Origin of the sequence: Butyricimonas muris (assembly GCF_046365375.1) — a bacterium.
GTDB lineage: Bacteria > Bacteroidota > Bacteroidia > Bacteroidales > Marinifilaceae > Butyricimonas > Butyricimonas muris.
Genome location: NZ_JBKEIT010000003.1, coordinates 122,624 through 147,863, shown reverse-complemented (window position 1 = coordinate 147,863; position 25,240 = coordinate 122,624). Strand labels below are relative to the sequence as shown.

General features: G+C 41.3%; 22 protein-coding genes and 1 tRNA gene. 8 read left to right on the top strand and 15 right to left on the bottom strand.

Annotated features, from left to right (window positions below):
- Positions 1-4 precede the first annotated feature (4 nt).
- From fmt to ACK8P8_RS05930, 10 genes are all read right to left on the bottom strand, one after another.
- Positions 5-961: a methionyl-tRNA formyltransferase gene (gene fmt, locus ACK8P8_RS05975; protein WP_369860737.1), complete on the bottom strand. Its 957-nt coding sequence runs from the start codon at positions 959-961 to the stop codon at positions 5-7.
- Positions 954-2,417, bottom strand: a complete 1,464-nt coding sequence (locus ACK8P8_RS05970; RefSeq protein WP_186975081.1) for an LptF/LptG family permease — start codon at positions 2,415-2,417, stop codon at positions 954-956. The genes fmt and ACK8P8_RS05970 overlap by 8 nt, the downstream gene beginning before the upstream one ends.
- Before the next feature lie 244 nt (positions 2,418-2,661).
- The gene (locus tag ACK8P8_RS05965; RefSeq protein ID WP_369860738.1) at positions 2,662-3,039 is read right to left on the bottom strand and encodes an START-like domain-containing protein; all 378 of its coding nucleotides are present in this window, start codon (positions 3,037-3,039) and stop codon (positions 2,662-2,664) included.
- 133 nt (positions 3,040-3,172) lie between these two features.
- The gene (locus tag ACK8P8_RS05960; protein WP_099292058.1) at positions 3,173-4,501 is read right to left on the bottom strand and encodes a YihY/virulence factor BrkB family protein; all 1,329 of its coding nucleotides are present in this window, start codon (positions 4,499-4,501) and stop codon (positions 3,173-3,175) included.
- A 76-nt stretch (positions 4,502-4,577) separates the two neighbouring features.
- Positions 4,578-5,858: a cysteate synthase gene (locus ACK8P8_RS05955; protein WP_369860739.1), complete on the bottom strand. Its 1,281-nt coding sequence runs from the start codon at positions 5,856-5,858 to the stop codon at positions 4,578-4,580.
- A 94-nt stretch (positions 5,859-5,952) separates the two neighbouring features.
- Complete coding sequence (locus tag ACK8P8_RS05950; protein ID WP_099292057.1) at positions 5,953-7,047, bottom strand: SIR2 family protein; 1,095 nt, start codon at positions 7,045-7,047, stop codon at positions 5,953-5,955.
- A gap of 137 nt (positions 7,048-7,184) precedes the next feature.
- Positions 7,185-8,150: an Acg family FMN-binding oxidoreductase gene (locus ACK8P8_RS05945; protein ID WP_369860740.1), complete on the bottom strand. Its 966-nt coding sequence runs from the start codon at positions 8,148-8,150 to the stop codon at positions 7,185-7,187.
- A complete protein-coding gene (locus ACK8P8_RS05940; RefSeq protein WP_369860741.1) occupies positions 8,140-8,763 on the bottom strand; it encodes a TetR/AcrR family transcriptional regulator in 624 nt (207 codons plus the stop codon). The genes ACK8P8_RS05945 and ACK8P8_RS05940 overlap by 11 nt, the downstream gene beginning before the upstream one ends.
- Before the next feature lie 303 nt (positions 8,764-9,066).
- Entirely contained in the window at positions 9,067-9,309 is a 243-nt protein-coding gene (locus tag ACK8P8_RS05935; protein WP_099292055.1) for a helix-turn-helix domain-containing protein, read from the bottom strand.
- Positions 9,310-10,176: 867 nt separating this feature from the next.
- Positions 10,177-10,992: a hypothetical protein gene (locus ACK8P8_RS05930; RefSeq protein WP_369860742.1), complete on the bottom strand. Its 816-nt coding sequence runs from the start codon at positions 10,990-10,992 to the stop codon at positions 10,177-10,179.
- Between the two features lie 540 nt (positions 10,993-11,532).
- Here ACK8P8_RS05930 and ACK8P8_RS05925 point away from each other — a divergent pair.
- The 4 genes from ACK8P8_RS05925 (at position 11,533) to ACK8P8_RS05910 (ending at position 14,358) form a co-directional block, all read left to right on the top strand.
- A complete protein-coding gene (locus ACK8P8_RS05925) occupies positions 11,533-11,826 on the top strand; it encodes a D-Ala-D-Ala carboxypeptidase family metallohydrolase (protein WP_410025615.1) in 294 nt (97 codons plus the stop codon).
- Between the two features lie 131 nt (positions 11,827-11,957).
- Positions 11,958-12,464: a hypothetical protein gene (locus ACK8P8_RS05920; protein ID WP_369860967.1), complete on the top strand. Its 507-nt coding sequence runs from the start codon at positions 11,958-11,960 to the stop codon at positions 12,462-12,464.
- A gap of 169 nt (positions 12,465-12,633) precedes the next feature.
- Positions 12,634-13,584, top strand: coding sequence for a protein-glutamine glutaminase family protein (locus ACK8P8_RS05915; protein ID WP_369860966.1), 951 nt, complete (start codon positions 12,634-12,636; stop codon positions 13,582-13,584).
- Positions 13,585-13,593: 9 nt separating this feature from the next.
- A complete protein-coding gene (locus ACK8P8_RS05910; RefSeq protein ID WP_369860965.1) occupies positions 13,594-14,358 on the top strand; it encodes a hypothetical protein in 765 nt (254 codons plus the stop codon).
- A gap of 380 nt (positions 14,359-14,738) precedes the next feature.
- On the opposite strand, the gene ACK8P8_RS05905 is transcribed toward ACK8P8_RS05910, so the two are convergent.
- The 3 genes from ACK8P8_RS05905 to ACK8P8_RS05895 all read right to left on the bottom strand — a co-directional run bounded on the left by ACK8P8_RS05905 (position 14,739) and on the right by ACK8P8_RS05895 (position 16,193).
- Complete coding sequence (locus ACK8P8_RS05905) at positions 14,739-15,032, bottom strand: tyrosine-type recombinase/integrase (protein WP_369860964.1); 294 nt, start codon at positions 15,030-15,032, stop codon at positions 14,739-14,741.
- Positions 15,029-15,922 carry a phage integrase SAM-like domain-containing protein gene (locus ACK8P8_RS05900; protein WP_369860963.1) on the bottom strand — a complete coding sequence of 298 codons (894 nt, stop codon included), beginning with the start codon at positions 15,920-15,922 and terminating at the stop codon, positions 15,029-15,031. Before ACK8P8_RS05900 ends, ACK8P8_RS05905 begins: the two co-directional genes overlap by 4 nt.
- Positions 15,923-16,120: 198 nt before the next feature.
- Positions 16,121-16,193 (bottom strand) — tRNA-Lys (locus tag ACK8P8_RS05895).
- Between the two features lie 217 nt (positions 16,194-16,410).
- Here ACK8P8_RS05895 and ACK8P8_RS05890 point away from each other — a divergent pair.
- From ACK8P8_RS05890 to ACK8P8_RS05880, 3 genes are all read left to right on the top strand, one after another.
- The gene (locus ACK8P8_RS05890; RefSeq protein WP_369860962.1) at positions 16,411-17,823 is read left to right on the top strand and encodes a S41 family peptidase; all 1,413 of its coding nucleotides are present in this window, start codon (positions 16,411-16,413) and stop codon (positions 17,821-17,823) included.
- 90 nt (positions 17,824-17,913) lie between these two features.
- Positions 17,914-18,477, top strand: coding sequence for a ComEA family DNA-binding protein (locus tag ACK8P8_RS05885; RefSeq protein ID WP_255469423.1), 564 nt, complete (start codon positions 17,914-17,916; stop codon positions 18,475-18,477).
- Positions 18,478-18,543: 66 nt separating this feature from the next.
- Positions 18,544-21,066, top strand: a complete 2,523-nt coding sequence (locus tag ACK8P8_RS05880; protein ID WP_369860961.1) for an AsmA-like C-terminal region-containing protein — start codon at positions 18,544-18,546, stop codon at positions 21,064-21,066.
- 57 nt (positions 21,067-21,123) lie between these two features.
- Here the strand turns inward: ACK8P8_RS05880 and ACK8P8_RS05875 are convergent, their stop codons facing one another.
- Both ACK8P8_RS05875 and ACK8P8_RS05870 read right to left on the bottom strand, forming a co-directional pair.
- The gene (locus ACK8P8_RS05875) at positions 21,124-22,095 is read right to left on the bottom strand and encodes a hypothetical protein (RefSeq protein ID WP_099292052.1); all 972 of its coding nucleotides are present in this window, start codon (positions 22,093-22,095) and stop codon (positions 21,124-21,126) included.
- A gap of 678 nt (positions 22,096-22,773) precedes the next feature.
- Positions 22,774-23,754 carry an alpha/beta hydrolase gene (locus tag ACK8P8_RS05870; protein ID WP_369860960.1) on the bottom strand — a complete coding sequence of 327 codons (981 nt, stop codon included), beginning with the start codon at positions 23,752-23,754 and terminating at the stop codon, positions 22,774-22,776.
- Between the two features lie 87 nt (positions 23,755-23,841).
- Here ACK8P8_RS05870 and ACK8P8_RS05865 point away from each other — a divergent pair, with 87 nt between their 5' ends.
- Positions 23,842-24,732 (top strand): DMT family transporter, encoded by an 891-nt coding sequence (locus tag ACK8P8_RS05865; protein ID WP_369860959.1) that lies wholly within the window; start codon positions 23,842-23,844, stop codon positions 24,730-24,732.
- Positions 24,733-25,240: the final 508 nt, after the last annotated feature.

Genomic DNA, 25,240 nt, shown 5'->3' with positions numbered 1-25,240 from the left:
TATATTACAAGGTATACTCTCCGATATGGAAGCCTCGCAAAAACTCTTCCGTTCCCATCCGCTTCTTACCGGATAACTGCAATTCTTTCACCCGGATAATTCCCCCGTTCACGAGGATATCCAAACTCTTTTTCCCGTCAGACACCAATACAACTTCCTTACCATGCTTTTCCGGAATCCGTTCGGCTACAAATATCTTCAACGAGATACATTCTCCCGTAGTCTTGTGCTTCAATTCCGTCCACGCGGTCGGGAACGGCGACAACCCGCGGATATGGTTATATATCGTATCCAGCTCCCGCTGCCAATCTATCTTCATATCCTCCTTGAAAATCTTGGGAGCATGTTTCGGCTCACGTCCCGACAACAACCCAATCTGATCCTGCAAAGGATACTCCCCCTCTGCCATAGCCTCCACGGTCTTTACCAACAAATCCGCCCCGACAGTCATCAATTGATCATGCAACTCTCCGGCAGTCATGGTATCGCTGATATCCACCCGCTGTTGAAAAATCAGATTTCCCGTATCTATCTCGTGTTTTAAAAGAAAAGTAGTCACTCCGCTATATTTCTCCCCGTTTATCACCGCCCAATTGATCGGTGCGGCCCCACGGTAATCGGGTAACAAAGAAGCATGTAAATTAACCGTACCCAAGGGCGGCATATTCCAAACCACTTCCGGCAACATCTTGAACGCCACCACCAACTGCAAATCCGCCTCAAATGCTTTTAACTTCGCCAGAAATCGCTCGTCACGGAAACGTTCCGGTTGCAACACGGGCAATCCCCGCTCCACGGCAAATTTTTTCACCGCGGACTCCTGCAACTTTTGCCCTCTCCCCGCGGGCTTATCCGGATTCGTCACGACAGCCACGATATTTTGTCCTGCCTCCAATAACTTCTGCAAAGGATACACCGCGAAATCCGGCGTTCCCATGTACACGATTCTCAATTTACGCATCCTTTTTCTTCTTTTTAAAGAATCCGACAATCTTCTTGATAAAATTCATGTAAGACTCACTGCTCATTATAGCCGAATCGGTCATCGCCGTGTAGGTCAATATAGCCCCCAACGGCAAAAGAATCACGGAAGAAATCCACATTCCCTGCCACGGCTCCAATGCTCCCTCGCGTGCCGCACGCTCTCCCATCATCCATATAATGTAATACATGATAAACAAGAATATCGACACAACCACGGGTGCCCCCAGACCTCCTTTTCGGATAATACCTCCCAAAGGCGCACCGATAAAGAAGAAAATAAAACAAGCAAACGAAAGCGTGAACTTCCGGTGCCACTCGATATTATACCTGCGGATACTCGCCTCGTCCCTAGAATTTACCTGCAAATCCCATCTATGTTTTTCCTGCGCACTCTTGGCAAACTTCAAAGCTGCATCCACGGCACTCTTCTGCTCCTGTATGTCAAAATTCTGATACAAACTATCCAAATCCCTCGCTTCCCCTCTCGTTTCCTCCACGAACACACTATCCCGTTGTGGATTCCGTTCTTTCTTTATCAGATAATTATCACTCAACATACCTTTGATTGTTCCTTTTTTCTGTCCGCTCAATCGTTTCTGCAAAGAATCAACGGCATTCTCCAACTGAACGATATTCAACATCCCGTAACTATCCTTGAACAGATCATCATCCGAACGTTGCAATTGATTATCAGCCAACGGGATCACGAAAAACTGTTTATCGAATTTCACCCTCCGGAAAGGATACGTATCCTTATTCCCCGACTTTCCGCCCTCGTCCGTGTAAGTAAAACCGTTATACAACTGCACTTCCATAAACAGTCCGGACTTATCGGCTTCCATTATCCCGGAATCGGCTATCGTCGTTTCAAAGTTTCCCCTTCTGGTGTTTTTCGGGTGACTGTAAATCAGCATGTCATACATCATCCCCGTCTTCTTGTCTATCTTATCCACCTTAATACTATACCCCTCGATATCATTAATAAACACCCCTTCCTTCAACGACAATTCCGGTTTCTGTTTCTTGATATCATAAAGCAAGGTACTGGCTTTCAGATTCGCGTAAGGAAGTACGTTATTGGAAAAGAAGAAAGCCGCAATCGTGAACAGGATAATTAAAAAAATCAACGGTTGCATGATCCGGTATAAAGAAATACCCGCCGCCTTCAATGCCGTCAACTCGTAATTCTCTCCCAGACTCCCGAAAGTCATGATAGAGGCCAAAAGCACCGCCAGAGGCAATCCCATCGGAACCAAGGTCAAAGCCACGTAAGACAACAAATGTATAATCACGTCACCATCCAATCCTTTCCCCACGAGATCGTCAATGTATCGCCACAAAAATTGCATAATCAAGACGAACATACTAATAAAAAACGTCGCCACGAAAGGACCTACAAAGCTTTTCAGCATATACAGGTGTAGTTTCTTCATCTTTAGCACCTTATATTATTTTTTCTATTTTTCTATCTAACTCTTCACGAATGAATTTACAAAGATAGGAAAAAAATCTACTGAAACAGCCTCTGGAGTTCATAAAGTCAATAAAGTCTGTAAGGTCATAAAGTCCGTAAGGTCTATAAGGTCATAAACAAAGCGCCCGCAGGGTCTATGAACTTTATGGACCTTACGGACCTTATGGACTTTACTGACCTTTCGCCCCGACGTGCTTCGCACGTCATCCCCCCACCGTCCGATGAAGCATCTCGACTTGTTTATTCCACAACTCGATTTCGTCCGCTTCCTCGTCATCATCCACAAAGTCCGTGATAATCAGAGCGACCTCTTCCGTTAAAGGTTCCACGTGCAGAGAAAATTCGAAAAACTCCTCTTCATCGTCCACGTCCAGCCACTTGAAACGCACGAATGAATTTTTCTTCATATCCACAAGCTCGGCTTGCTCATCAACACCATCCCACACGAATGTGAAGATATTTCCGGCATGTTTCACATCATCGGAAAACCACTCCGCTAACCCCGGCGCGGTACTTAGACGAGAGAACAATATACTTACCGATGATGAGAAAATGTACTCTAAATCGATTCTTTTCCTCATACTTCATTCTATTTGTTCGACAATATATGAAAGTTTTACGGAATATGCAAAAAAATGCTACGTTCCAACCCGTCTTTTTTATCAAGAATCATAGATTGTCCCTACAACTCTGCATGTTACAACTATTTTATTTTCACACCAGAGAATCCCCGGCAAATCCCTTTTGAATAGCTTCCGAAAATTGTTTTTTCCATGCTTCGTTCCTACTCTCGTGGACACGCGAAAAACGAATAATAATATCCCCGACAGACATCGAGTGCAGGTCAAAAGCCGGGTAATAAAAATAATCTTCCTCTTCTTTCGCTTCCACCAACAAATGCAAATCCACCAATTCTTGAAGCACCAGACGCAACTTTCCCGTGTTAATTTTCAATTCCTTGTTAATCATCCCCAGACTGGGACCGCCGTCACCGTTAATATACACCCGTGCCACGTACTTCATGATTTTCAAAGCACATTCCAGCGTTTCCATCCACGCCTCGTCCCCCAGCAACTCATTCCTGTACATGAAATGACGATTGCGAAAAATATAACACAACTCCGTCCCCCACAACACGACACTCCAACTTAACTGCAACCACACCAACAACAACGGCAACGCCGCCAAACTACCATAAATCGCGTTATAAGAACTCACCCCTATCTGGAAACGGATATAAAACCATTGTATCACTTGATACACTGTCCCCGCGATCATCGCCGCCACAAAAGCATGCTTGAACTTGACCGGGGTAGCCGGCATAAACATATACAGGAAAATAAACAACATCCACACCAACAGATAAGGCAACAACTTGATAAACATCGTCAACACGGAACTGATCAAAGGAAAATTATCCTGCCAATAAGAAGAGGTCAGAAAAACATTCACACTACTGATCAAGATCATCAGAATAGGGGCAATAAAAATAATCGAGAAATAATCCGTGAACATCCGCCTTAAATTGCGTCCCTTGCGTACTCCCCAGATCCGGTTCATTGTCAACTCCGTACTATTCAGCACCCGGATAACCGCCCAAAGCAAAATGACAATTCCCACACCGGTCACCACTCCGCCTTTCGCGTTCTGTATAGCCCCGTTCACGTATCCCAACAACTGTTGCGCGAACTCCTGATTATCCCCCAGACGTTTCAAAAACTCATCTTCAAGCGATTTATTCGCCCCGAAACCGGTTGCGATAGCGAACGCCAACGCCATCAAAGGTATAAATGCCAACACGGAATAAAACGTGAGAGCCGAAGCCGAAATCGTACACGCGTCCTTTACAAAACGATTAAGCGAAACGACAAGGATAGACAAGGATTTTTGTAAAAACTCCGTGATAATAAAACGGTTCCCGTAATCCCGGCGCAATACCATATAATGATAATCCAAATCCAATAAACAATCCGTACGGCGGGCAAACTCTTGCCGATACCGCCGGAATAAGTCCATAACCTTATGTTCCTTGAATACATTCATAATCTCACGTTCAAACCCCAAAGATACAAAAAAGGCTTGTTCAACACAAGCCTTTTAGTTTATAAGGTTCTAACCCCTACCGTCCGATCAACTCCCGGACTTGTTTCTTTACCATTTCCGGGTCGGGATTCACGGGGAATACCAAATGAGGCTTCTGTTGCACGGGCTTGAATTCCTTCTTGTAACGCCCGACACCCCCACCCGTGATATTCAGCATAATCACGGCATCTTCTTCTACCCGCTGTTCCTTTACCGCCTGCATCAAAGTAGCCGTAGCTACCCCGGCGGCAGGTTCTATATCAATACCTTCCAGTTTCTCGAACAACTCCTGCGCCTTCATGGCTTCCTCGTTCGTTGCCAACATCACGTCACCCCCCGTCGCTTTCAACGCGTCGTAAAGTCCTCCGGTCAAAGAATAAGGCGGTTTACGGTTTGACAACACCTTGGCACACATCTCCTTCACTTCCTCGCGCGCCGTATTCTCGTCCAGCTCCACCAATGCTCTGGAATTTGCTTTCCACGAATCATATATCAACGTGAAAGGAATATTCTGCGAAACAATCAATTTCATCAAATTCGAGCCGTAGCGTCCGTCCGCGATAAAACGCTTGTTAGCTTCCCACGCGGCAATAGCACCCGTTCCGCTTCCCACAGCTTGGAAATAATAATCCGGGATACGACCAATCTCCTGCACAGCCGACAACACCGTCGTTCCCATCCCGTCACGACGGGCCACGTTCTTGGCTCCTCCCTCCGGGAAAAAATACTCCATCTCACAAATAATATTGGAAAGATGTATCGCGTCAAAATAATCACACCCGGCTCCCGCACAAACCAACTTCACACAATCATTCCAAGGCTCATCAGCCCAGATTGCATTTAAATTATCTTCCGGTATACACAATAACAACGGAATCCCATTCTCAGAGCATACCCTACCGAAAGCCCTCGCCGTGTTTCCGGCAGAAGCAACCACCATGATCTTATCGCTGTTCCTGTTAATACGGGCACACACGGCATACGCCTCGCATTCCTTAAACGAACCCGTCTTCATCAAAGCACCCCGCTCCGGCCAATAACCGTTGAACGTGATGTACAAATTCGACAATCCCAAATATTCCGCCAGCCCCTCGCTCTTGTAAGTCACGGGCGCACCCGAACCTTCCAGCGTCCGGCAAATCGGTAACCAATTAGCATACTTGTATATACCGGGCAAATCATTTCTCACTTCAAATTGACGATTCGCGTAATTAGCGAAAATCAAAGCCGCACCATCTTTATGGGGGCAGTCCAACTCCCATTGCCCGTCCTCGAAAGATGTTCCACAGCACGATGATTCTAAATGATAACGTGTCATATCTTCACTCCTTGAATTGTACATTTCTTCAGTACAAAAGTAAAGCATTCCGAACACCCGCAATAGGGTATAAATACCACTTTTTATTTTAGATTTAAGATTTTAAATTCTCCACGTATTCCGGCACCGTCAACCGGAATATATCCCGCTCCGTCACGCGACTGCCGAAAAAATTCTTGTACCGTTCGGCTTCCGCCTCCACGCTGGAACTATGGGGATAAAGCACCACTTGAATTTCAGCATCCGGGCGAATCATCCGGGCTAACAACTGCCGGATCTCGAAATCAGCAGAAGGCAACGAGTAGCCGATAAACACGATACGCTTCGCCTCCGACAGTTCTATCGCCGCGTTCTGCCATACCAGCTTGATTTGTATATTACTCAAATTCTTCAAATAGGTCGGCAACAAAAGATTACTCTGCAATTTAATCGAACTGATATCCGGCATCCCGTAATTCTTCCGGCAATGCCGGCAATACGCCGCCTTCATAATAGCAATCTCCTCCCCGAAACGCACGTACATACGCTGGCACAAAGGACATTGGAACCAATTCATAGAACCATGCAACTTCAATAACTTGATATTATACCCGCCGTATCCCACGGCAAGCAATCCCGGTTTAATCGTGTCGTCGTTCGCGTCCCACGAACTCACGTAACAACAGTAATCCACCACGCTCAACTTCTCCGGGCGCGTATTCTCGATCGCCCGCTTCAAAGCATGATCGAACAACACGTCCCAATTCGTGGTAATCACCGACACCCGGTCTTCCCCGTCCTCCATGCGACGTCGGGCAATCCCGTTGATATACTCCGCGAACTCGTCGACATAATCACTGCACGCTTCGTTTTTCTTGAAACTATAATTTACCGCGGCACCCATCAGCGCGTTAAACTCCTCCCGCAACTCCACAAGCGCCCGGGAACTGTAACGCCCGATAGAAAGTCCGTCCCAGATACAGCGGTCGATAGGCGTGAACACGTCCTCCAGTTGCACCTTACAATAATGATCCTTGTAAATATGTAACTCCTCCTTCAAAAAACCGATAAAACTATCTCTCGCCCGAATCAACCGTTCATCATCCCGCGTAAAATTCTCGTCGAGAATAGTATCAATGATCTCACTCTGAACCAGACCACCTGCCTCTTTCGAAAACCCCGAACCCAAAAAATAAACCGTTTTATTCATATGATCGCATTCTAGTTAGCCTACACAAAAATAACATTTATTCCGTGTATCTTTATGACATTCCGGTTAAATTCACAACTCAAAACTCTATTCCCACCTTCAAGGATATCCCGTCATGATAAAGCCTCTCTTTAAATTCAGCCGTGACATACCAACAACTCCCTCACGTTCTTGCGCGGAGAATAAGGCACGGGCTTCGCGTACCCTATCCTGAGAATCAGCGTCGGATACTCCCTGTTTATCGGAAGCAAATCCCGCATTTCCGCGGCTAAAGCATACACTTCACACGGCTGGTTCAGATACGCGCAAGCGACACCCGCTTCCGTCGTTTTCAGCAAAAAACGCTGTAACGTTCGTCCCAAACCTATCCACTCCATGAACGTGTTGCTCCGGGTTGTAAACAGAATCAAATGAGAGGACGATTTTATTTTCTCCCCGTCTGTCTTATTCTGCACCGCCGCCTTCAAAAAACAACGGACTATCGGCTTCGCCATTATCCTTGGCAGAGGCGGATTACCGAAGACCTTGTAACTCAACCCGTCGTTAGTCCCGTTAATCTGTTTCGCGTTAAAACGCATCCAAGAAAGCAACTCTCTTTTAAACGCCCTGTCATTCATCTGTACCTCATTACCTTTAATAATATACCCTGTCAAGCTATCGGCAAATGCAGAACCGACAGGCGCCGAATACAACCGGATATTATCCTCCGCGGGAAGTGATTCAAACAATCCAAGCACTTCTCCCGACAACTTTCTGCCGTCATAAATACTCCGATTCGTTTGCCGTTTCTCTATCTGATAGAATAAATGCTCCTTGGCGACATTTTCATCCCTCACGCACCGGATTTCTATTCCTTCCGGGTTACATCCGACGACACGAGCCTTGTAACCGAAATGACGGGCAGAGATTAGCAGATTTTCCAACGCGCATCCCAAGCTGATAAACAATTCCCTGTTATCAGCATCGACCACAGGCAGGGCAACTTCAAACTTCGGCAAAATAACCATTCCGTCACCCGTGAGCGCGAACCTCCAAGGCTGTGTATTATGTCCCGACGGAGCCTTGGAAGCATATTCAATCATGCTCAGAAAATCAGCGTTCATCACCACCATTTTTAAAATACTTATCCACGAGCGCATCTATTCCTTGACCGATTTGCTCCCAACCGGAATCCTGATTAATGGCAATCCCGTTAAACACCGGGCAGAACTCCTCCAACATCACCAAGTAAGTAATGGAAGCCGTCAGCATCGACGCCATCACCTCTATTTCCTTACGCGGGTAATCGGTCAGTTCACACACCTTCTCTATCAAGTTCACCCCGATCTTTTCCCGCTGTTCCCTCAACTTCACGATCATATCATTACCCGAAGAGAGTTCCCAACGGTAAAGCCTCTTCAACGTGGGATTACTCCGCAATTGTTCGATTTGTCCCCGGAACATTTTTTTCAAGAATCCCGGCAATTGCTCCCGGTCAAGAACCTCGACAGGAAAATTTATCCAAAAATCATGCTGCCGTATATAGGCAGCCATAAGTCCGTCCACCGAACCGAAATAACGATATATCAATATCTTGGAAACACCGGATTGAGCGGCAACGGCATTAACGCCTATCTTCTCGAACCCGTTCTCGATAACCATCTTTTCAATCGTGTCAAGCAAACGTCGTTCCGTCGCCTCCCGATCCCTCTCTCCAAAACTATTTTTTTCTTTCATACATCAATATGTTACCATTCGGAAACAAAAGTATGTTACTTATCGGAAACATACAAGCATATCGACAAATATTTTATTCGATCCCCCTAGATTCCCAAGGTAATCCCACCATACTCCTGCCTCTACGGGGTTACAAGCTCCTTCTAAAACCCTTACAGCACTATTAACAAAAGGCGAAATAACGGAGTTCAATCCGGTTTGGAAGTAAGTTGAGGTAGGATTACCATAGGATTACCTTGGAATCACGCTAGGATATACCATTATAGATAGTCACCTAACTCGATCACCTGAACCTAAAAACATCTATTCGTTTGAAAATTCGGATATTGGAATATCCTTCAAGAAATCGCTCACTGAAATTTCAAAATAATCACAAATCGCTTTTAAGGTAGACACGGTAATATTAAATTTTGCAAGTTCTATCCGCCCGATATTAATATCTGTCGCGATTAAAAAGTCTGCCTGAGAGATACCATGCATCTCCCTCAGTTTCTTAACCCTTCGGGCTATCTCCTTCAACAATATATCATCCCTACGCTGTTTCATGCCCTAAAGAAAAGAACGTTTAAATAAAATTTCCCTTACGAATATGTCTTCGTTTACGAAATAAAATATATCTTTGTAGCGCAGTTTTCGTTAAATACCACACATCGAAAATAAATTTTCTTCTAAAAGCATTTAACGGGACTGTTTAAAACCGTGATTTAAAGGGAAAGCCGCAGTGATGTACCTTTCAACCAACCTTTATCTCGCAATAACGGGAACCTTGGGGGTGTTTCTTCTGACAAGTTGGCACCCTCATTTTTTTTATATACAATATCAAAGAATCCCCTTCCCGACCCTTAGTCCCCCCTTTCTCCCGACTAAGAACACAGCAACATCGTAGCAAGATGCCTACTGGTACATACTTTTACGACCATGCTGTGACTCTACTGTAATCATGAAGCCAATAAGGTGGAGAGAAGAGATAGACAAACAATAAAGAAAGGATTGGATTATCGATAAGCATCCCTAAAAACAATAAGTTTAAATAAAAAGATACACATGATTAATATTCTCAATCTCAACTGTTTTTCGATCTAGCCAAAGTATTCTCGTGTTACCATTGTGATACCAAATATAAAAAAAAGGCTCTCTAAACGATTGTTTTAGAAAGCCTTCCGTGATCCAACTGGGAACACCAATTCTATAAAATATCCACTGATTTACAGCGTTTTAAACTATCAAAGATCGTTTAGGTCACAAATTAGGTCACAATTTTTGTGTCGCAAATTGTCATTCAATTATCTGTAACAAAGATAACAATATAATCTAAAATAACAAATACAATTGCGTCCTAAAAAACGATACTGCCTATTTTCAACACAATTAATACTCTAATTCAAGAAAATAATTACTTGCTATGTATAATTGTTATTCTATATTTAAAAGTACTCTCTTTTTATTAGATGGCACAAATGGTACCGATATAAAATCAGCTCTTTTCTTTCGTCCGTAATTTATAAAATATCCATAAGGTGAAAACAATGGTAATGGGATAATATCACTGTTATCAATCTCAATCCAAACACATGTTTTAATATCTTTAGCAGGAAATTTATAAACGATCCCTTTTTTCTTAAATGGAATCATATTTTGTCGTATCTCTATCGTATCATTAGGTTCATATCCATAGTTTGTCAGTTTTTTTATTTCGCTCGTCCATGAATAACTTCGAATAGATGCTGACAAGTAAATAGTATCTGTACATTTATAAAATACTTTATCCGAAACAATATGTATTTCATTATTTATATTATTCATTGAAAAAATGAAAAACAAAAAAGTTAGAAGAATCCAAAAAGCAAAACGCATATTTTTTTCAAAAATATCATGTAATTTGGCATACTTCTTCCAAAAAGCAGAAACTATTCGACTACAAAATATTAAGATGAAACCTAAGATTGTTAGGTCAAAAAATGCATAATAAGATCCTCTATAAAAATAGATTATACCTAAAACATATAGTGTAACTAAATAAAATCTCTTTATCCCTTGAAAATACATGAGAAAGAATCCCAATATAAAAAATAATAACGAGGCAATTGGAGGTACTTCTACAAAATCATTCTTAGGGATTATGCATAATAGGAATGCAAAGATAACAAGAGGGTAAATCCATGTTTTGAAAATGAATATTAAAACAAAATCAAAATGTAATCTTTTTTTTAATAACTTTCTATTAATCAATGTAGTCCCTTTTATATAACAAAGATAAACGAAGGCTAATATGTATATAGTTAGTATATAATGGATAGAAATTAGTACATATTTTGACAACGTAAAATAAATAAATGAATCAAATGTCATTATATATGTATTAAGATAATACCAACAAGAAATGAAAGTTATACAAATTGAAATTAGGATTGTAAAATCCATTCTATTTATAATCCTATCCTTGAACTTACTCATAGTACTGATATTTTAATATAAAGGTGCAATATTATAAATAATACCTTAAGAAACAGTATTTACAAAACACAAATTGGAAAATGGAGAGCCAAGCATTGATTTATTCCCTGTAAGATTAAGATCGTAGTAATAATTTGATATCTTATTGATTTTTACTCCCCCACTCATTAAAGTAACTTATGTTTGTGGGCGAGGTGCGACCTCATTTGTAATTTCTTTAAGTATTTTCTTGAAATCTTCTGATGCAGTTTATTTGTAATCAATCAATTAACTAAGTGAGAAGTGTTCAAACGTAGTCATTTTATATTGCAGGACATGAAGCAAACGACCATGAGTAAACTGGATACTGCAAGAGAGATAGCGGGAATACCTTTCGTTCTCACTTCTGCTTTCCGGAGTCCGGAACACGACAAGAACAAGGGGCGATCCGGAATTGGGGCGCACACTCTTGGAAGAGCGGTTGATATTCGGTGTAATGCATCCGGGAATCGGTTCTTGGTTGTAAACGCTTTGTTGAAAGCAGGATTCAAACGGATAGGTATCGCGAAGAATTTTGTTCATGCCGATGATTTAGAGATGCACGATCAAGAAGTTATTTGGCTGTATTAGAAGAAAGCACGGGAGAATATTAGAAGGTGTGTATGTGAGTAGGATTCCCCCGTGCGAGGATCGGCGTTTGTTGAACCAAGTAATTTGGTTTATTTGAGATGCAAATTTATTAAATTGACAGAAAAGTAGAAATGAAAAGAATCTTAATTATATGCTGTATTGCCTGTTTGATGATAGGATTCTTCCTCGGGCGTTCCGTTATTGAAGAAAAAGTAATTACTAAAAACGTGGAAGGTAAAACGATCCGGGACACGATAACGAATCTTGTTCCGGATACCGTTTATTTGGCGGGTGAATTGCGATACAAATACAAGTATAAGACAGATACGATATACAAAGATGTCCCCGTGATCGATCGGGAGGCAACGATTGCGGCGACTGTGGAAGATTGGAACCGGACTAGAGAATACAACAAACTACTTTTCGATAACGAATCCGGTAGGTTGGATGTTGCTTTATCCGTGCAGTATAACGAATTACAAAAACTATCCTATGCCTTTACTCCTATGCACAAGGAAACCACGATAGTAAAGAAAAGAGTGTTTGTACCTTTTGTTTCGGCTTCTGTTTTAGATTTTAATTCGGTTAGCGTCGGGGGTGGGTTCTTTTACCACGATATAGGTTTCTGGACAGAATAGGCGGCTAATGGCTTAAATTTCGGAATAATGTATAAGTTCTAGCTTTTGTCAGTTTTACTCGTGATCAAAGTGTTAATTCATTAAATTTAATTTGTTTATTTGGAAAAATATTTTATATTTGTAATGTGATGGTTTTGTAAGTTTTTATTAACTAATAAATTATAGTGTTATGAAAAAACTTGTATGTAGTCATTTCTTTATTGGATTGCTAGTTTCATTTATGCTAGTATCTTGTGGGCAAAATGAAGATCTCGTATCAGAAGATTTGGTTGAGTTTGAGTTAGCCAAGGAGGTCGATTTATCATTGCCAGAACTTTATATACCTAAAATTCATAAAATCGAGAATGGAATTGCTAGAGTTGCGCTAGAAGGTATCGCTTCGCTTTTTACAATTCATCTCACGGATGAGAATAGTAAGCAATGTGTAGAGTGGATAAAATCTCGAGAAAAAGATTTAGAACCTGTTGAGATAAGAACTATCAAGGGAAGTGATGAGATTGTTTTTGTTCGGCAGGCATCAAAGAAAGAAATCGATAATTATTCACAACAACCTTTTCTTAGTCGTACTGATGATTTTGATTTTAGAGTTTATCCACGTATGTCAATGCCTGAGGTTACAGATGAGGGAATTTGGATGATACTTTTAACTTCTGGTGTCGAATTGAACAAATATTATAGAGATGGTTGTTATGCTAATGCTCATATTATTATGCGGAATATTTTAGATTCCGAAGAGGTAAATATTTGTGGCAAGGCGGCGGTAAAGGGTACAATGTATATTTATGCTCCCCCAGGTTGTAACGTAATATGGGGGTACCATATAGTACCTTGGTTTAGAGTTCAAAATAGACCAGGAGGAGCTATAATAAATAAAGTACATGATCCAACTCTTTTTACGGAACTAGGACAGACAATGGATATTATTGATTGGCTAGCGTGTATCGAGTCACATGATGTTTGGTATCAAGGAACTCGTTTTGATGGTAGTGTTGAACTTAAGCCAGGAGCTTATTACAATTATTCTACATCAGGTGCTTGGTTGTTTGATGATTTTTATCAGCACACATACCAAACTTTGGAAAAATATAAAAATAAACGAGGATGTGATCCAGTGAATTGAATATGAATTATGGTGAAACAAGTATTAGTTAGTTTAGTTTTTCTTTCTTGCATTTTCATTTCACCAAACTTGTTGGCACAAGATTGGTGGAGTCAATATTCAAAACATGATAGGGAAGAGATTTTGTTTGAAAAAGCAAAACAAGCTGTTTTGAAAAGAGGAGACGAAAGATATTTCACAAATCGTAGTGGTTACAAAATAGATTCTTCTTTCTTTAAAGGTTTGATGCCGAAGTTATATAGGAAGGAGGTATACGAGATTTATTTTTTGTATGATACTACTCGAATGCGGCATATTGAAAAATATCTTGCTAAAGTATGCGTGCTGAAGGAAACTGGAGAAGTTGCAATCCTTGGCTTTGGGAATAGTCAAGCAGCCCACCCGAATGGTGTAAATAAAGTTGAATATAAAGAATTGGAAAAGTGGGAAATAGAAACAATGAGTTTTTTGTCCGTGTTTATTAATGGTGGCATCGATATTTTTAGGATGGCTCCCGACAATATTATGTTGTTGCCTCCTTTAAAGGTCGAGATAAAGGACCTTATTGTTTTATATGGGGAAGCCAATTTAAAAAGTTCAGATGATAATATCTATAAATTTCCTGTTATTGACACAAAAGGAGAAGAATGTGTACAATGGTTGACAAAAGCAAAAGATGAAGGAATACCCGTGTTGTTATTGCTTGTAGACGGTCGAGAGAACGAAATAGGACAAGTAAAACCACTTACAAGAGAAGCTCGAATACATTTCGAAGCACGATCAAAGCAGAAGTGAAATAATAATAAAAGAACTCCCTAGGTTTCTTTTTTTATGTTTAGAGCCACATTATGCCAATTAGAACATTCAATTAGGGGCGAATTTGAAACTACATATAAAAACATCATAAAAAATTTGATGACACATGGTATAATAGATCAAATTAAGAAAATTTCCCCGGGTCTGAACAAACAAAATAATCACGAAACTCTAAAAGAATACAACCAGTAAAATAGGTAAGGAGTACCCTACCCCCTACCTATTTTACTGACAAATTACCACCTCATCCTTTAAATCCAGTAAATCCATTTCGTAACAACCACAATTTAATAGTCAACAATCCTTCTATCTGAATACATTCAAGGAAAATCTAATCCATAGCTTTCATTATTCAATTTCTAAAACTTACATACTATTCTTTCGACATTACTCAACCCACAATCAAATCCATTAACAGTAAGTTGTAACTTACCATATCCTTTGGATACATCTAATTGCAGAACTTTCGCATAGACTTGTGTTGTCCGAATATCTTTATGTCCCAGCATTTTACTCAATGTTTCAATACTTATCCCATTTGACAAGGCCCACGTGGCAAAAGTATGGCGGGCAATATGAGATGTTAGTTTTCGATCTATTCCCGCATAACTCGCAAGTACTTTTAATCGCATATTAAATTGTTGATTTGTCATTGTAGGCAAGACGAGTTATGCTTTTGCAAAATTGCTATTGCAGGAGAAAGCAATGTCAATCTATACGGAGTTCCGGTTTTAACACGTGCATCAATAACTACATACCTACCATTTTCTTCTATTACTTTCTTAAAATCAAACTTCAAAAGGTCTGCATGAGCCAATCCCGTGTAGCGACAGAACATAAAGCAATCACGAACATTCTCAATTGAGGTATCAAGGATTTTACACTCTACAATTTTTTGTTCATCTTCTGCTGTTAAAGGTTGTCTTACCTTATGTTCTCCACGAGAAACTCTAAACTTTTCGTATGGATTACGCTCAATAAGATCATAATCATAAGCTTCTTTTACATAGACCTTAACACGTTTGTGGAAAGCATAAACCGTAGTTTGCATCGTCGCAAATTTTTTCTCATAGTCGTCCAACAGTTTGATGTTTTTTAGAATCAGATCGTCAAAAGTTTTTATTATTCCAAACTCTCGCAATCGTGCTAACATAACTCGATGCTGCCGTTTGGTACTTTCTTTAATTTTGCGTTCCTCAATTCGTTTTTCAACAAAATCTAAAAAAGAGTCACTAGGCTTACATTTAGTATCAATGTAATTTTGTAATTTATCGAAGGAAAAAATTTGTTTTTCTTTCATCAATGAATTTATAAACTCCCGAACATCACTCAATATGAGATTAATTCGTTCATTTAATTCAAAGGCATCAGTTCTGCCTGTCACCATTGTAGTTTTTTTCCATTGCCCTGCATACACCTTCACATCCGTGGAAATAGTTTTCTTTTTTCTTTCGTGCAAAACCTCAATTTGCACTAAACCTGTCCTTTTTTTCGTCGCCTTGTGCTTTCTGTCAAAAACGACCTTCGCTGTTGGGTAACTCATGGTTTAAAATTTTAATTACACAGTGGTAACACAAGTGGTAACACTATGGTAACAAAAGTAGAGTTACAGTGACCTAAATTTGGCAATTTAAGACATAGTTTTAACATACTTTTTACCTATAAAGGAATAAACCCTGATTGTCAGAACAACATTCTGATTTTCAACGAAAAAGGCGACTACTCTCGTAATCGCCTTCGGTGATCCAACTGGGACTCGAACCCAGGACCCCAACATTAAAAGTGTTGTGCTCTACCAGCTGAGCTATTGAATCCTTCAATTGTATTTCTCAATTGCGGATGCAAAGGTATACCTTTTTAGTTTTCTCACAAATTTATTTTCCATTATTTTCTCAGTTTTTTATCTAAACAGAAGTAAAGGATTCATTTTAATTTATTTAGAGCGGAAATAATTTTATTTTATAATTTATCCTTGGAAGTCTCGTTAATTTTCACGAAATTTAAAAACTCATAACTTAAAACTATACCTATATGAACGGCGTAAGAAAAATCACGTATTTATTCGTGTTATTATCAGTATTTATCGCTTGTCAAGACGATGATGATAATGACAAACTCACGAAAGAAGAAGAACTAACTCTACGGGCTAATCAATTCATTCACGACAACATGTCGATGTTTTACCTTTGGAACAAAGAAATGCCTGCCATTGATCCTCAAAAAGAAAAAGATCCGATTGAATATTTCGAGAAATTACTGTCATCGAAAGACTCTGCCTCCATTATCACGGACGACGCACAAGGGCTCATGGAATCCCTTACCAACACGGGGGAAACATTCGGTTATGACTTAGCTTACTATGGTGTTGGCAAAGACAATTATGTAGCCATTGTCAAATACGTGTATCCCAATTCACCTGCCGACGGAAAATTAAAAAGAGGCGATATCATACTCAAAATCAATTACACGTATATCACCAAAGATAATATTGACAAACTAACTCAAAACGGAACAATTCAACTCACCAAGGGTAAAATCATAAACGGCAATGAACTAACTGATGAAGGTACCCCACCCGTTACGCTAACTTCAAAAAAAATGGAAACAGATCCTGTACTCATTCGCAAGGTTATCGAAAAAGGAAACCACAAGATCGGCTACCTCATGTACACGGACTTCGCCTCTTCTTTTAACAATAGTCTGGAAGACGCTTTTAATTACTTCAAAACAGAAGGAATTACGGATCTCGTTCTTGACCTCCGGTATAACCACGGGGGTGACGATGCAGCATCTGCCCTGATGTGCAGTGCTATCGCTCCGCCGGATAAAGCGATTGAAGGAGAGCTTTTATCATATGAAAAATGGAACTCCGAATGTCAAAAAGCCTTTGAAAGTGATTCCCGATTCGATACACAACTCCACCGTTATTTCAAAAAAGTAGATTGTAATTTGAATTTACCCAACAAACGGGTTTATATACTCACTACCAGAGAAACCATCTCGGCATCCGAATACACGGCGATCTGCCTGAAACCCTTTATGGAAGTCATCCGAATCGGACAAAAAACATATGGCAAGTTTACCACAATGGCATTAATGCAACCCACGAAAGAAGACACTAACGGCAAAATTGTGGCAGATGAAGAACTCTCGAATTGGCTAATGGCACCAATCGTTTCAAGATACACGAATGTCGACGGGTATCCCTCGGACGCAGTGAAAGGATTAGAACCCAACTATGAAGTGGAAGACCAACTCTTACCCCCGGCCTCTACACTAGGTGCAGAAAATGAACCCTTGTTGGCAAAAGCGATAGCCATAATCACGGGAGAAAACAAGTTAAGCCCGAGAAGTGCCTTGCAATCGACACCGAATTTCAAACAAATACACAGAACGTTTAATGACATCAGAAGCAATCGTATCATTATAACGAACACGAAATAACACTTTTCGAACGTGGTGAAAGATCTCCGGGAAACTATTCCGACAAGAGATCTCTCACCTCGCTCGAGAGAATAGAAACCCTTACAAACTATGCCCTTAAGGAAATCGGAAAAAAGAGGAATTATATTCTTGGGTATCATGATACTTGCCCTTTTCGTCTTGCCCCAAGCAAGCCGGAAACCGGAGTGCGGGTTATTCCTGCTCGCGAGTCCGGAAACACCCGACACGACAACAGCCTCCATCCCGTCCGTCAAAAAACATCTCCCCTCCCCGATTGAATTAAACACGGCGGACAGTTCCATGCTGGTAAAAATAAAGGGAATCGGTCCCTACTATGCCGCAAAAATCATTCGCTACCGGGAGCAACTCGGGGGCTTCCGTTCCGTCACACAACTCAAAGAAATCAAATTCCAATACCTCGATATAGATACCCTCCTCTCCCACTTTACGGCAAACCCAGACCTGATCAAGCAAAGAAACCTTGACACAATGGACTTCAAAACCGTACTGAAACATCCCTACCTCGCCTACGAAGACGTGCAACTCATTTTCAATGCCAAACGGAAATTCGGTAAAATCAACTTCTCGATTTTAAACTCGGAAAAAATTTTACCGTTATATAAACTGCAAAAAATAAAACCTTACTTCAAATAATTTGTATAACTTTGTAACAATGGCTTGAATTTGCCTTTGCAATAACACACACGTAATATATAAGACATGAAAAAAGTATTTATCACATTAGCAATTATCATCGTGCTGATTATTGTCGCTCTTATGGTTATCCCCGTCTTTTTCAAAAGCGACATACTTCGATTGATCGAGGAAAAATCCTCTAAATATATTCAAGCGGAACTGGCCATCGGCGACGTTGGCTTGAGTATGTTCAAGAATTTCCCGAATCTTAGCGTTACTTTAGACGACGTGATGATTTCCAAGGAAGAAAATAACACCCGCGATACGTTGATCAACATCCCGTATTTCGAGGCATCGGTGAACTTAAAGTCCCTTATTTCAGGGAATGAAATTATTATTAATAACGTTTTGCTCAAAGACTGCTTCTTCAGTCCAAAAGTTAATGCCGAAGGAAAAGCCAATTGGGATATCATGGTACCTTCCGACACAACAGACGTGGAAACGCGAGAACCGGAAGCGACAAAAGAAGAACCGGCTTCCGACTCTGAAACCGCTATCGCTTTCAACAATATCGAGGTCAGAAATCTGGTATTGGATTATAAAGATTATCAAGCCTCAACGTTCGCTCACGTGGACGCGGTGAATTTGAACCTGAAAGGGAACTTCTCGGAAACGAACACCATTCTCAACGTGCTGCTTTCCCTAAAAAACATTTCTTTACGCCAAGGCAACAGCGTGTGGGTAAACAACACGGATTTCAACTGGCAGGCGGACATCGCCGCGAATCTAAAAGAGATGCAATTCAACATTCAGAAGAATGACATGGCGCTCAACGATTTAAAACTTGACCTGATCGGCAGCTTCGGTATCATGGAAAACGAAAAATACTCCATGGACTTGAAACTGAACGCTCCCGACACGAAATTCGAAAGTTTACTCGCTTTAATACCCAAAGATTTTCAAAAAGAACTCGAGGGAGTAAAAACTTCCGGTGAATTCCAACTGAGCATGGAAGCCAAAGGAGAATATTACGAGAATCATCTTCCGGCTATCAACCTGCATTTCAATATCTTGAACGCGAGCCTAAAATACCCGGAATTACCGGAATCGGTAGAAAAAATAAACCTGAAACTGAACGTGACCAACCCGGGCGGGACGGTAGCACAGACCGTGGCAAACTTAAGTACGCTCACGTTCACCGTTGCCAACAACCCGTTTAACATGAATGTATTGGTTTCCAACTTGGACGATCCGACATTCAAAGGGGGCATGAAAGGAGTTATCAACTTCGAGAGCTTGAAAAAAGCACTTCCTCTTAAAGACATCACTCTTAGCGGAATATTGACGACCGACCTTTCTTTCGACGGGAAATACCAGTATATAGAAAAAGAACAATACGAGAAATTTACCGCTAACGGTAAAATAGCGTTGAAAAACGTACTGTTCAAGAGCGCGGATTTCCCGGAAGGCATCTCTGTCCCGTCGGGAGAAATAACGATCACACCCGCGCGTCTTAACTTGCAGAATCTACTGGTCAAAATCAAATCTTCGGATTTCGGGTTACAAGGATACGTGGCAAACTATCTGCCCTACGTGTTTAAAGACCAGACATTAAAAGGTAACTTCACGCTGACATCCAACACGATCAACGTGAATGAATTTATGACAAGCACGACATCCGGTTCGACATCTGATGCCGAAGCCGCCCCGGTAAAAGACACGACGGCAGTTCAATCTTCTGATGCCGAAGCCCCGGAAGGTATCGCCATTCCCAAGAATATCCAATTGGCTTTCAACACGAACATCAAACAAGTCCTGTACGACAGTCTGGTTATCAAAACCATCAAGGGAAGCATCGAAACAAACGGCGGTATCGCCACGCTAAAGAACTTGAGCATGGATATGCTGGAAGGCAATCTGCTCATGAACGGTTCGTACAACACCGCGAATCCGGCGAAACCATCCGTTGATCTCAACCTGCGGATATCGGATATTGATATTAATTCCGCTTACCACGCTTTCTCGTTTGTCAAAGAAAGTATCCCGATCGCCATGAATTGTAGCGGTAAAATCTCGGCAGCCATGAAATTCAGTTCGGAACTGGACAAAGAAATGAGCCCGATCATGACCACGGCAAACGGTGGCGGCAGTTTGTCCACAACCGGATTCTTGATCAAGGATAACCCGGCCATGCTGCAACTCGCCAGCTTGCTGAAAAACGACGAATTAAGCCGCCTCAGTATAGCGAACTTGAAAGTTGATTTCAAGATCAACAACGGAAACATCACGGTTGAACCTTTCACGACAAATATAGCGGGTAACCCGACCACGTTCCAAGGAACACAAACGGTTGACGGCAAAATGGATTACGTGATGTCAATGAACATCGCCCGCAAATATTTCGGGAAAGACATTGACAACGTACTCAAAGCCATTCCCGGCGCCGACAATATCAAATCTCTCGACGTGGACGTGAAGATAGGCGGAACCTTATCCAAACCCACGGTGACACCAGACTTGAGCAAGGCGTTGAAATCCATTCAAAAAGAAGCCGGCAAAGAACTCAAAAACAATATCCTGAAAGGATTAGACAAACTATTCAAATAAATAATGCAATTTCCGATTAGGTAGGTTGATACTCACCTAATCGGAAATCATAAACCATCAAAGGCTTCCCACCAACCTCCGTTGTTCCTCGAAAAACATCACCCGTTGTTTCTCTCCGCTAACGGTTATCAGCGTGGAAGAACGTTTCAACGACTGCAACCAACAACGCAATCGCTCGTAAGTATACGAATCCCGTGAAGTGACCATATTCAAGGTAAAAGCCTTCAACATGCTCAGATGAAAATCACGAGAACCGAAATAACAATAATTCGTGTCGAGATTAATATTGGACAGATAAATAAGCATCTCGTTCCCCGTATCCGTAAAACGTCCCTTCGCCGCGAAATGCTCCATATCATCCAACAAATGCATTAAATCCTCCTTCAAAGCAACAACATCTTCCGGGGTAATCAAATTGATACTGGCGAAAAACTTGATATCCGTCACGAGGTAATGGAACACAAGATGATCAAAAATAAAATAACTTGATTTAAGCTGTCGGGTAACCCGCAAGTACTCCTGTTGCATACTTGCCAACTGTGGCGTGATTTTCACTTCACTGTAATGCTTTAATGAATCGACATGGCTATACTGGTACAACCACTTGAAAAGATAAAAGCGTGTAATGTTGGAATAGTAATAACAAAAAGACCTCGGCAGAATATTGGTCGACTGTCCGGCTTCCCAATCCTCCCCGTCCTTTACCATGGCAAGCAAATTGATAAACTCTCTCATCATCTTATAATCCGACTCTAACGGATTCGCGTACTCCACCAATTTCAATTGAAAAGGTCTGCTCTTCCCGGTATCCGCTTGTGCCAGATTATCGAGCGAGATACCCAGTTCTTTCGAAACAGTCATTACCTCGATAAAAGTAAAAGGAACTTCGCCCCGCAACCTTCGATATACAGCCTCGCGTTCGATATACAGCATATCTACCAAGGTGTTTGTCAGCTCGGCTCCTCTCGGAATTCTCTTTCGCAATTCCGAGAGGAAACCATCATACAGTGTAACTTCTTTCATGTTCATGTGCGATAATTTATTTAACAACCCTCTACAAAAGTAGAGGATTTTCAAGCGAAACCTCTGAAACAAAATAACGATATTATGACTAATTTCGACACAGTACCCTGTTTTTTCCTCTTGAAATAAACATCCAACATTAGCCCCATTCACCCGCTTCTTAAAAATGAAAATCTGACAGGGATGTCCTTTCCTTCTGTCAATCATTCAAGCGAGAAAAAGAACTTCTACAGTTCACGTAAAAACGCTCCCGCGAGTACTTGATTTACGTCTACAAAAACAAAACAATCTTTCATAACTTTACATCAGTTCAAAAAAGATAAATATTAAATAAAAACCTTTGCCATGAAAGCTAACCCTCGAAACACGAATGACCATCACGAATTTAAATATATTATTACTGTATTCGGTTCATTCTTTTTTTCAAATTTGTTTAACACGGGGACAATAAGTCCCCGTGCTTTACACCCTTGGAGTACTTTTACCAACGTAAACGATACAAACTATTCAGATTGTTCACCTCAATGTGTACACGAAGATCTCCAATCGTAGGCAAGAGGACACCTCGTTCCGAACGCGGACTAACGGAACGGGTTTCAAAAGAGCCTCTCGGGGTCCACGCTTCCTTTCGATGATGACCCAAATACTCCATTAACCACGCGTGGACCCCAACCTTACGAATAATTACCCTAAACTCTCCCACCAACGAAAGATTTCCCGGTACACGTTTTCCCGTACCTCTTTCCCGGAAAGCACCAAATCGTGCAAACCGCCGGGAATAGCGACAATATCGACATCGCCCCGGATATTTCGGGCAATCCGTTTGATATCCTCCACGTTCAGAATAGAATCGCGGGTCTGAATCTGTTCCTTGTCTTTAATATCCGTAACCGACTTTTCAGAATGTAGTATTAAAAAGGGAGCATTTACTGAAAACGGCTTCATCAACTCCCGTTGCGCTTTATATATCGCCCGCACCCATCCCAAATTAACACGGGGTGCAACATGCGGTTTCCATGTCAAATCATAATCCCACTCCCCCAGACACGCCTGATGAAGATACTTCCCGTACTCCTCCGTGAATCCGCCCGCGACCTTTATTTCCGGCATATATTTACCCACCCAAGCGACCAACGGCAATAACTTTCGCACCACCCGACTCTGGTTAAATTCGAAAAACGGGCTATTCAGCACGAGAGCGTCAAAAAGCGGATTGTCCCGCTTTTCCTTGGCAAAGAGCATGATGATCAACCCACCCGTGGAATGTCCCATTAACACGGTTTTCCGGATCCCCTCCTCACGAATAATCCTCAACGCCTCCTCTATCTCTTCAAAATAGGTTCTCAAATCCCGGATATCATTGAATTTCTGGTGAGGCAGCCACGAACGACCGTATTTTCTCAAATCCAAAGCATAGAAATGAATCCCCCGTTCATTAAACCGGAATGCCATCTCTTTTTGGAAAAAGTAATCATTAAAACCATGGATGTAGAGTACCGCCAACCCCTTGTCCGTTATTGCCAAACGACGTACCAAAACGCTCACAGCCTTTCCCTCGTAATCATCCCGCAACGAAATACTCCGTTGTTCAAACCCGTCTTTCAAAATATCTTCCGTGTAAGAAGTCGTCATGGCATTCATCGTATTATGGATTACATCTTCCAAATGTATAATTATTTACCGTGATTCATCCTTCTTTTAGAGATTAAATTATAATTTCGCTCCGGACGAAAATCATACAAATAACATAAAATGAAAGAAGCCTTTATCAAACTACACGTATCTATCATTCTTGCCGGGGCAACGGGAATATTCGGGAAACTGATAACGCTGAACGAAGGATTGCTGGTTTGGTATCGCATGATGTTCGCCACTCTTTTATTCTCGATCATATTGTATTTCAAGAAAGAATTACACAAGATCGCTCTCGGGGATACGCTCAAAATAGGTGGTGTCGGGTTACTCCTTGGATTTCATTGGGTTTTCTTCTACGGAAGTATCAAGGCATCCAATGTATCGATCGGGGTGGTATGCTTCTCGCTGACAGGATTCTTCACGGCATTTTTGGAACCCCTAATTTATCGGCGCAGAATATCTATCAGAGAAATACTGTTCAGCTTGTTGACGTTGTTCGGCATTATTCTAATCTTCCATTTCGACACCCGTTATCGTCTCGGGATCTGTCTGGGTGCCATATCTTCCGCCCTCGCCGCCCTTTTCACGATCACGAATAAAAAAATCGGCAGCAAGCACGTGACAAGCACGTTGCTATTATATGAAATGGCAGGCGGATTTATCGGACTCTCCTGTTTATTACCTCTTTACTTGAGCTACTTTCCCGTACCAACGATATTCCCCGATTTATCGGATTTCATCAACCTGCTGTTATTGGCGTCAATCTGTACGATCGGGTTGTATATTCTCCAGATTCAAGTACTAAAAACAATCTCGGCATTCACCGTCAACCTAAGCTACAATTTGGAACCCGTGTACAGCATCTTACTGGCCATGTTACTCTTCAACGAGGCGAAAGAACTGAACATCTCTTTTTATATCGGACTCAGCATCATCATACTCTCGGTTATCCTGCAAACGGGAAGTGTCTTTATCAAAGATTCTACTACGAAAAGAAAAACCGTCTGAATTACCTGTACAATTAAATACACTCTTTATGTTTGGGATTTTTCTTTTCGATTTACCATCAGGCGGTTGTAGGGGTATGTGATATATAAGAATTCGGACAAAATTCGAAGAGAACCCGTGGAAGTCCTGTGTCAAACACGAATCACTTTCGAATCACTCCCGTTTCAAAGGCGCTTGGGAGCGTTTTTGAAACGGGAGTAATTCTATAATGATATAGTTGCCTGTACTGATTACGTCGGATTCAGCACGGGATATCGGTTGCTTAAAAGCGTGTTCATGTCTTAAAAGAGGGTGTTCGTGAAAACACGTGAGCTCTTTATGAAATATGGTTGGAAAAGGGTAAAGCGGGAAGTATCTTTATATTAGAAAAGTTCTTTGACATGTTGATAAATATTATTTGACGAGACTGACAGAATCACAGAATTCAAAGTAAAAAGCGTTTTCATGCATCTACATGCAATAATTCCCAGAAAATAACGCACTATTAAAAATTAGTTGTATATTTGTA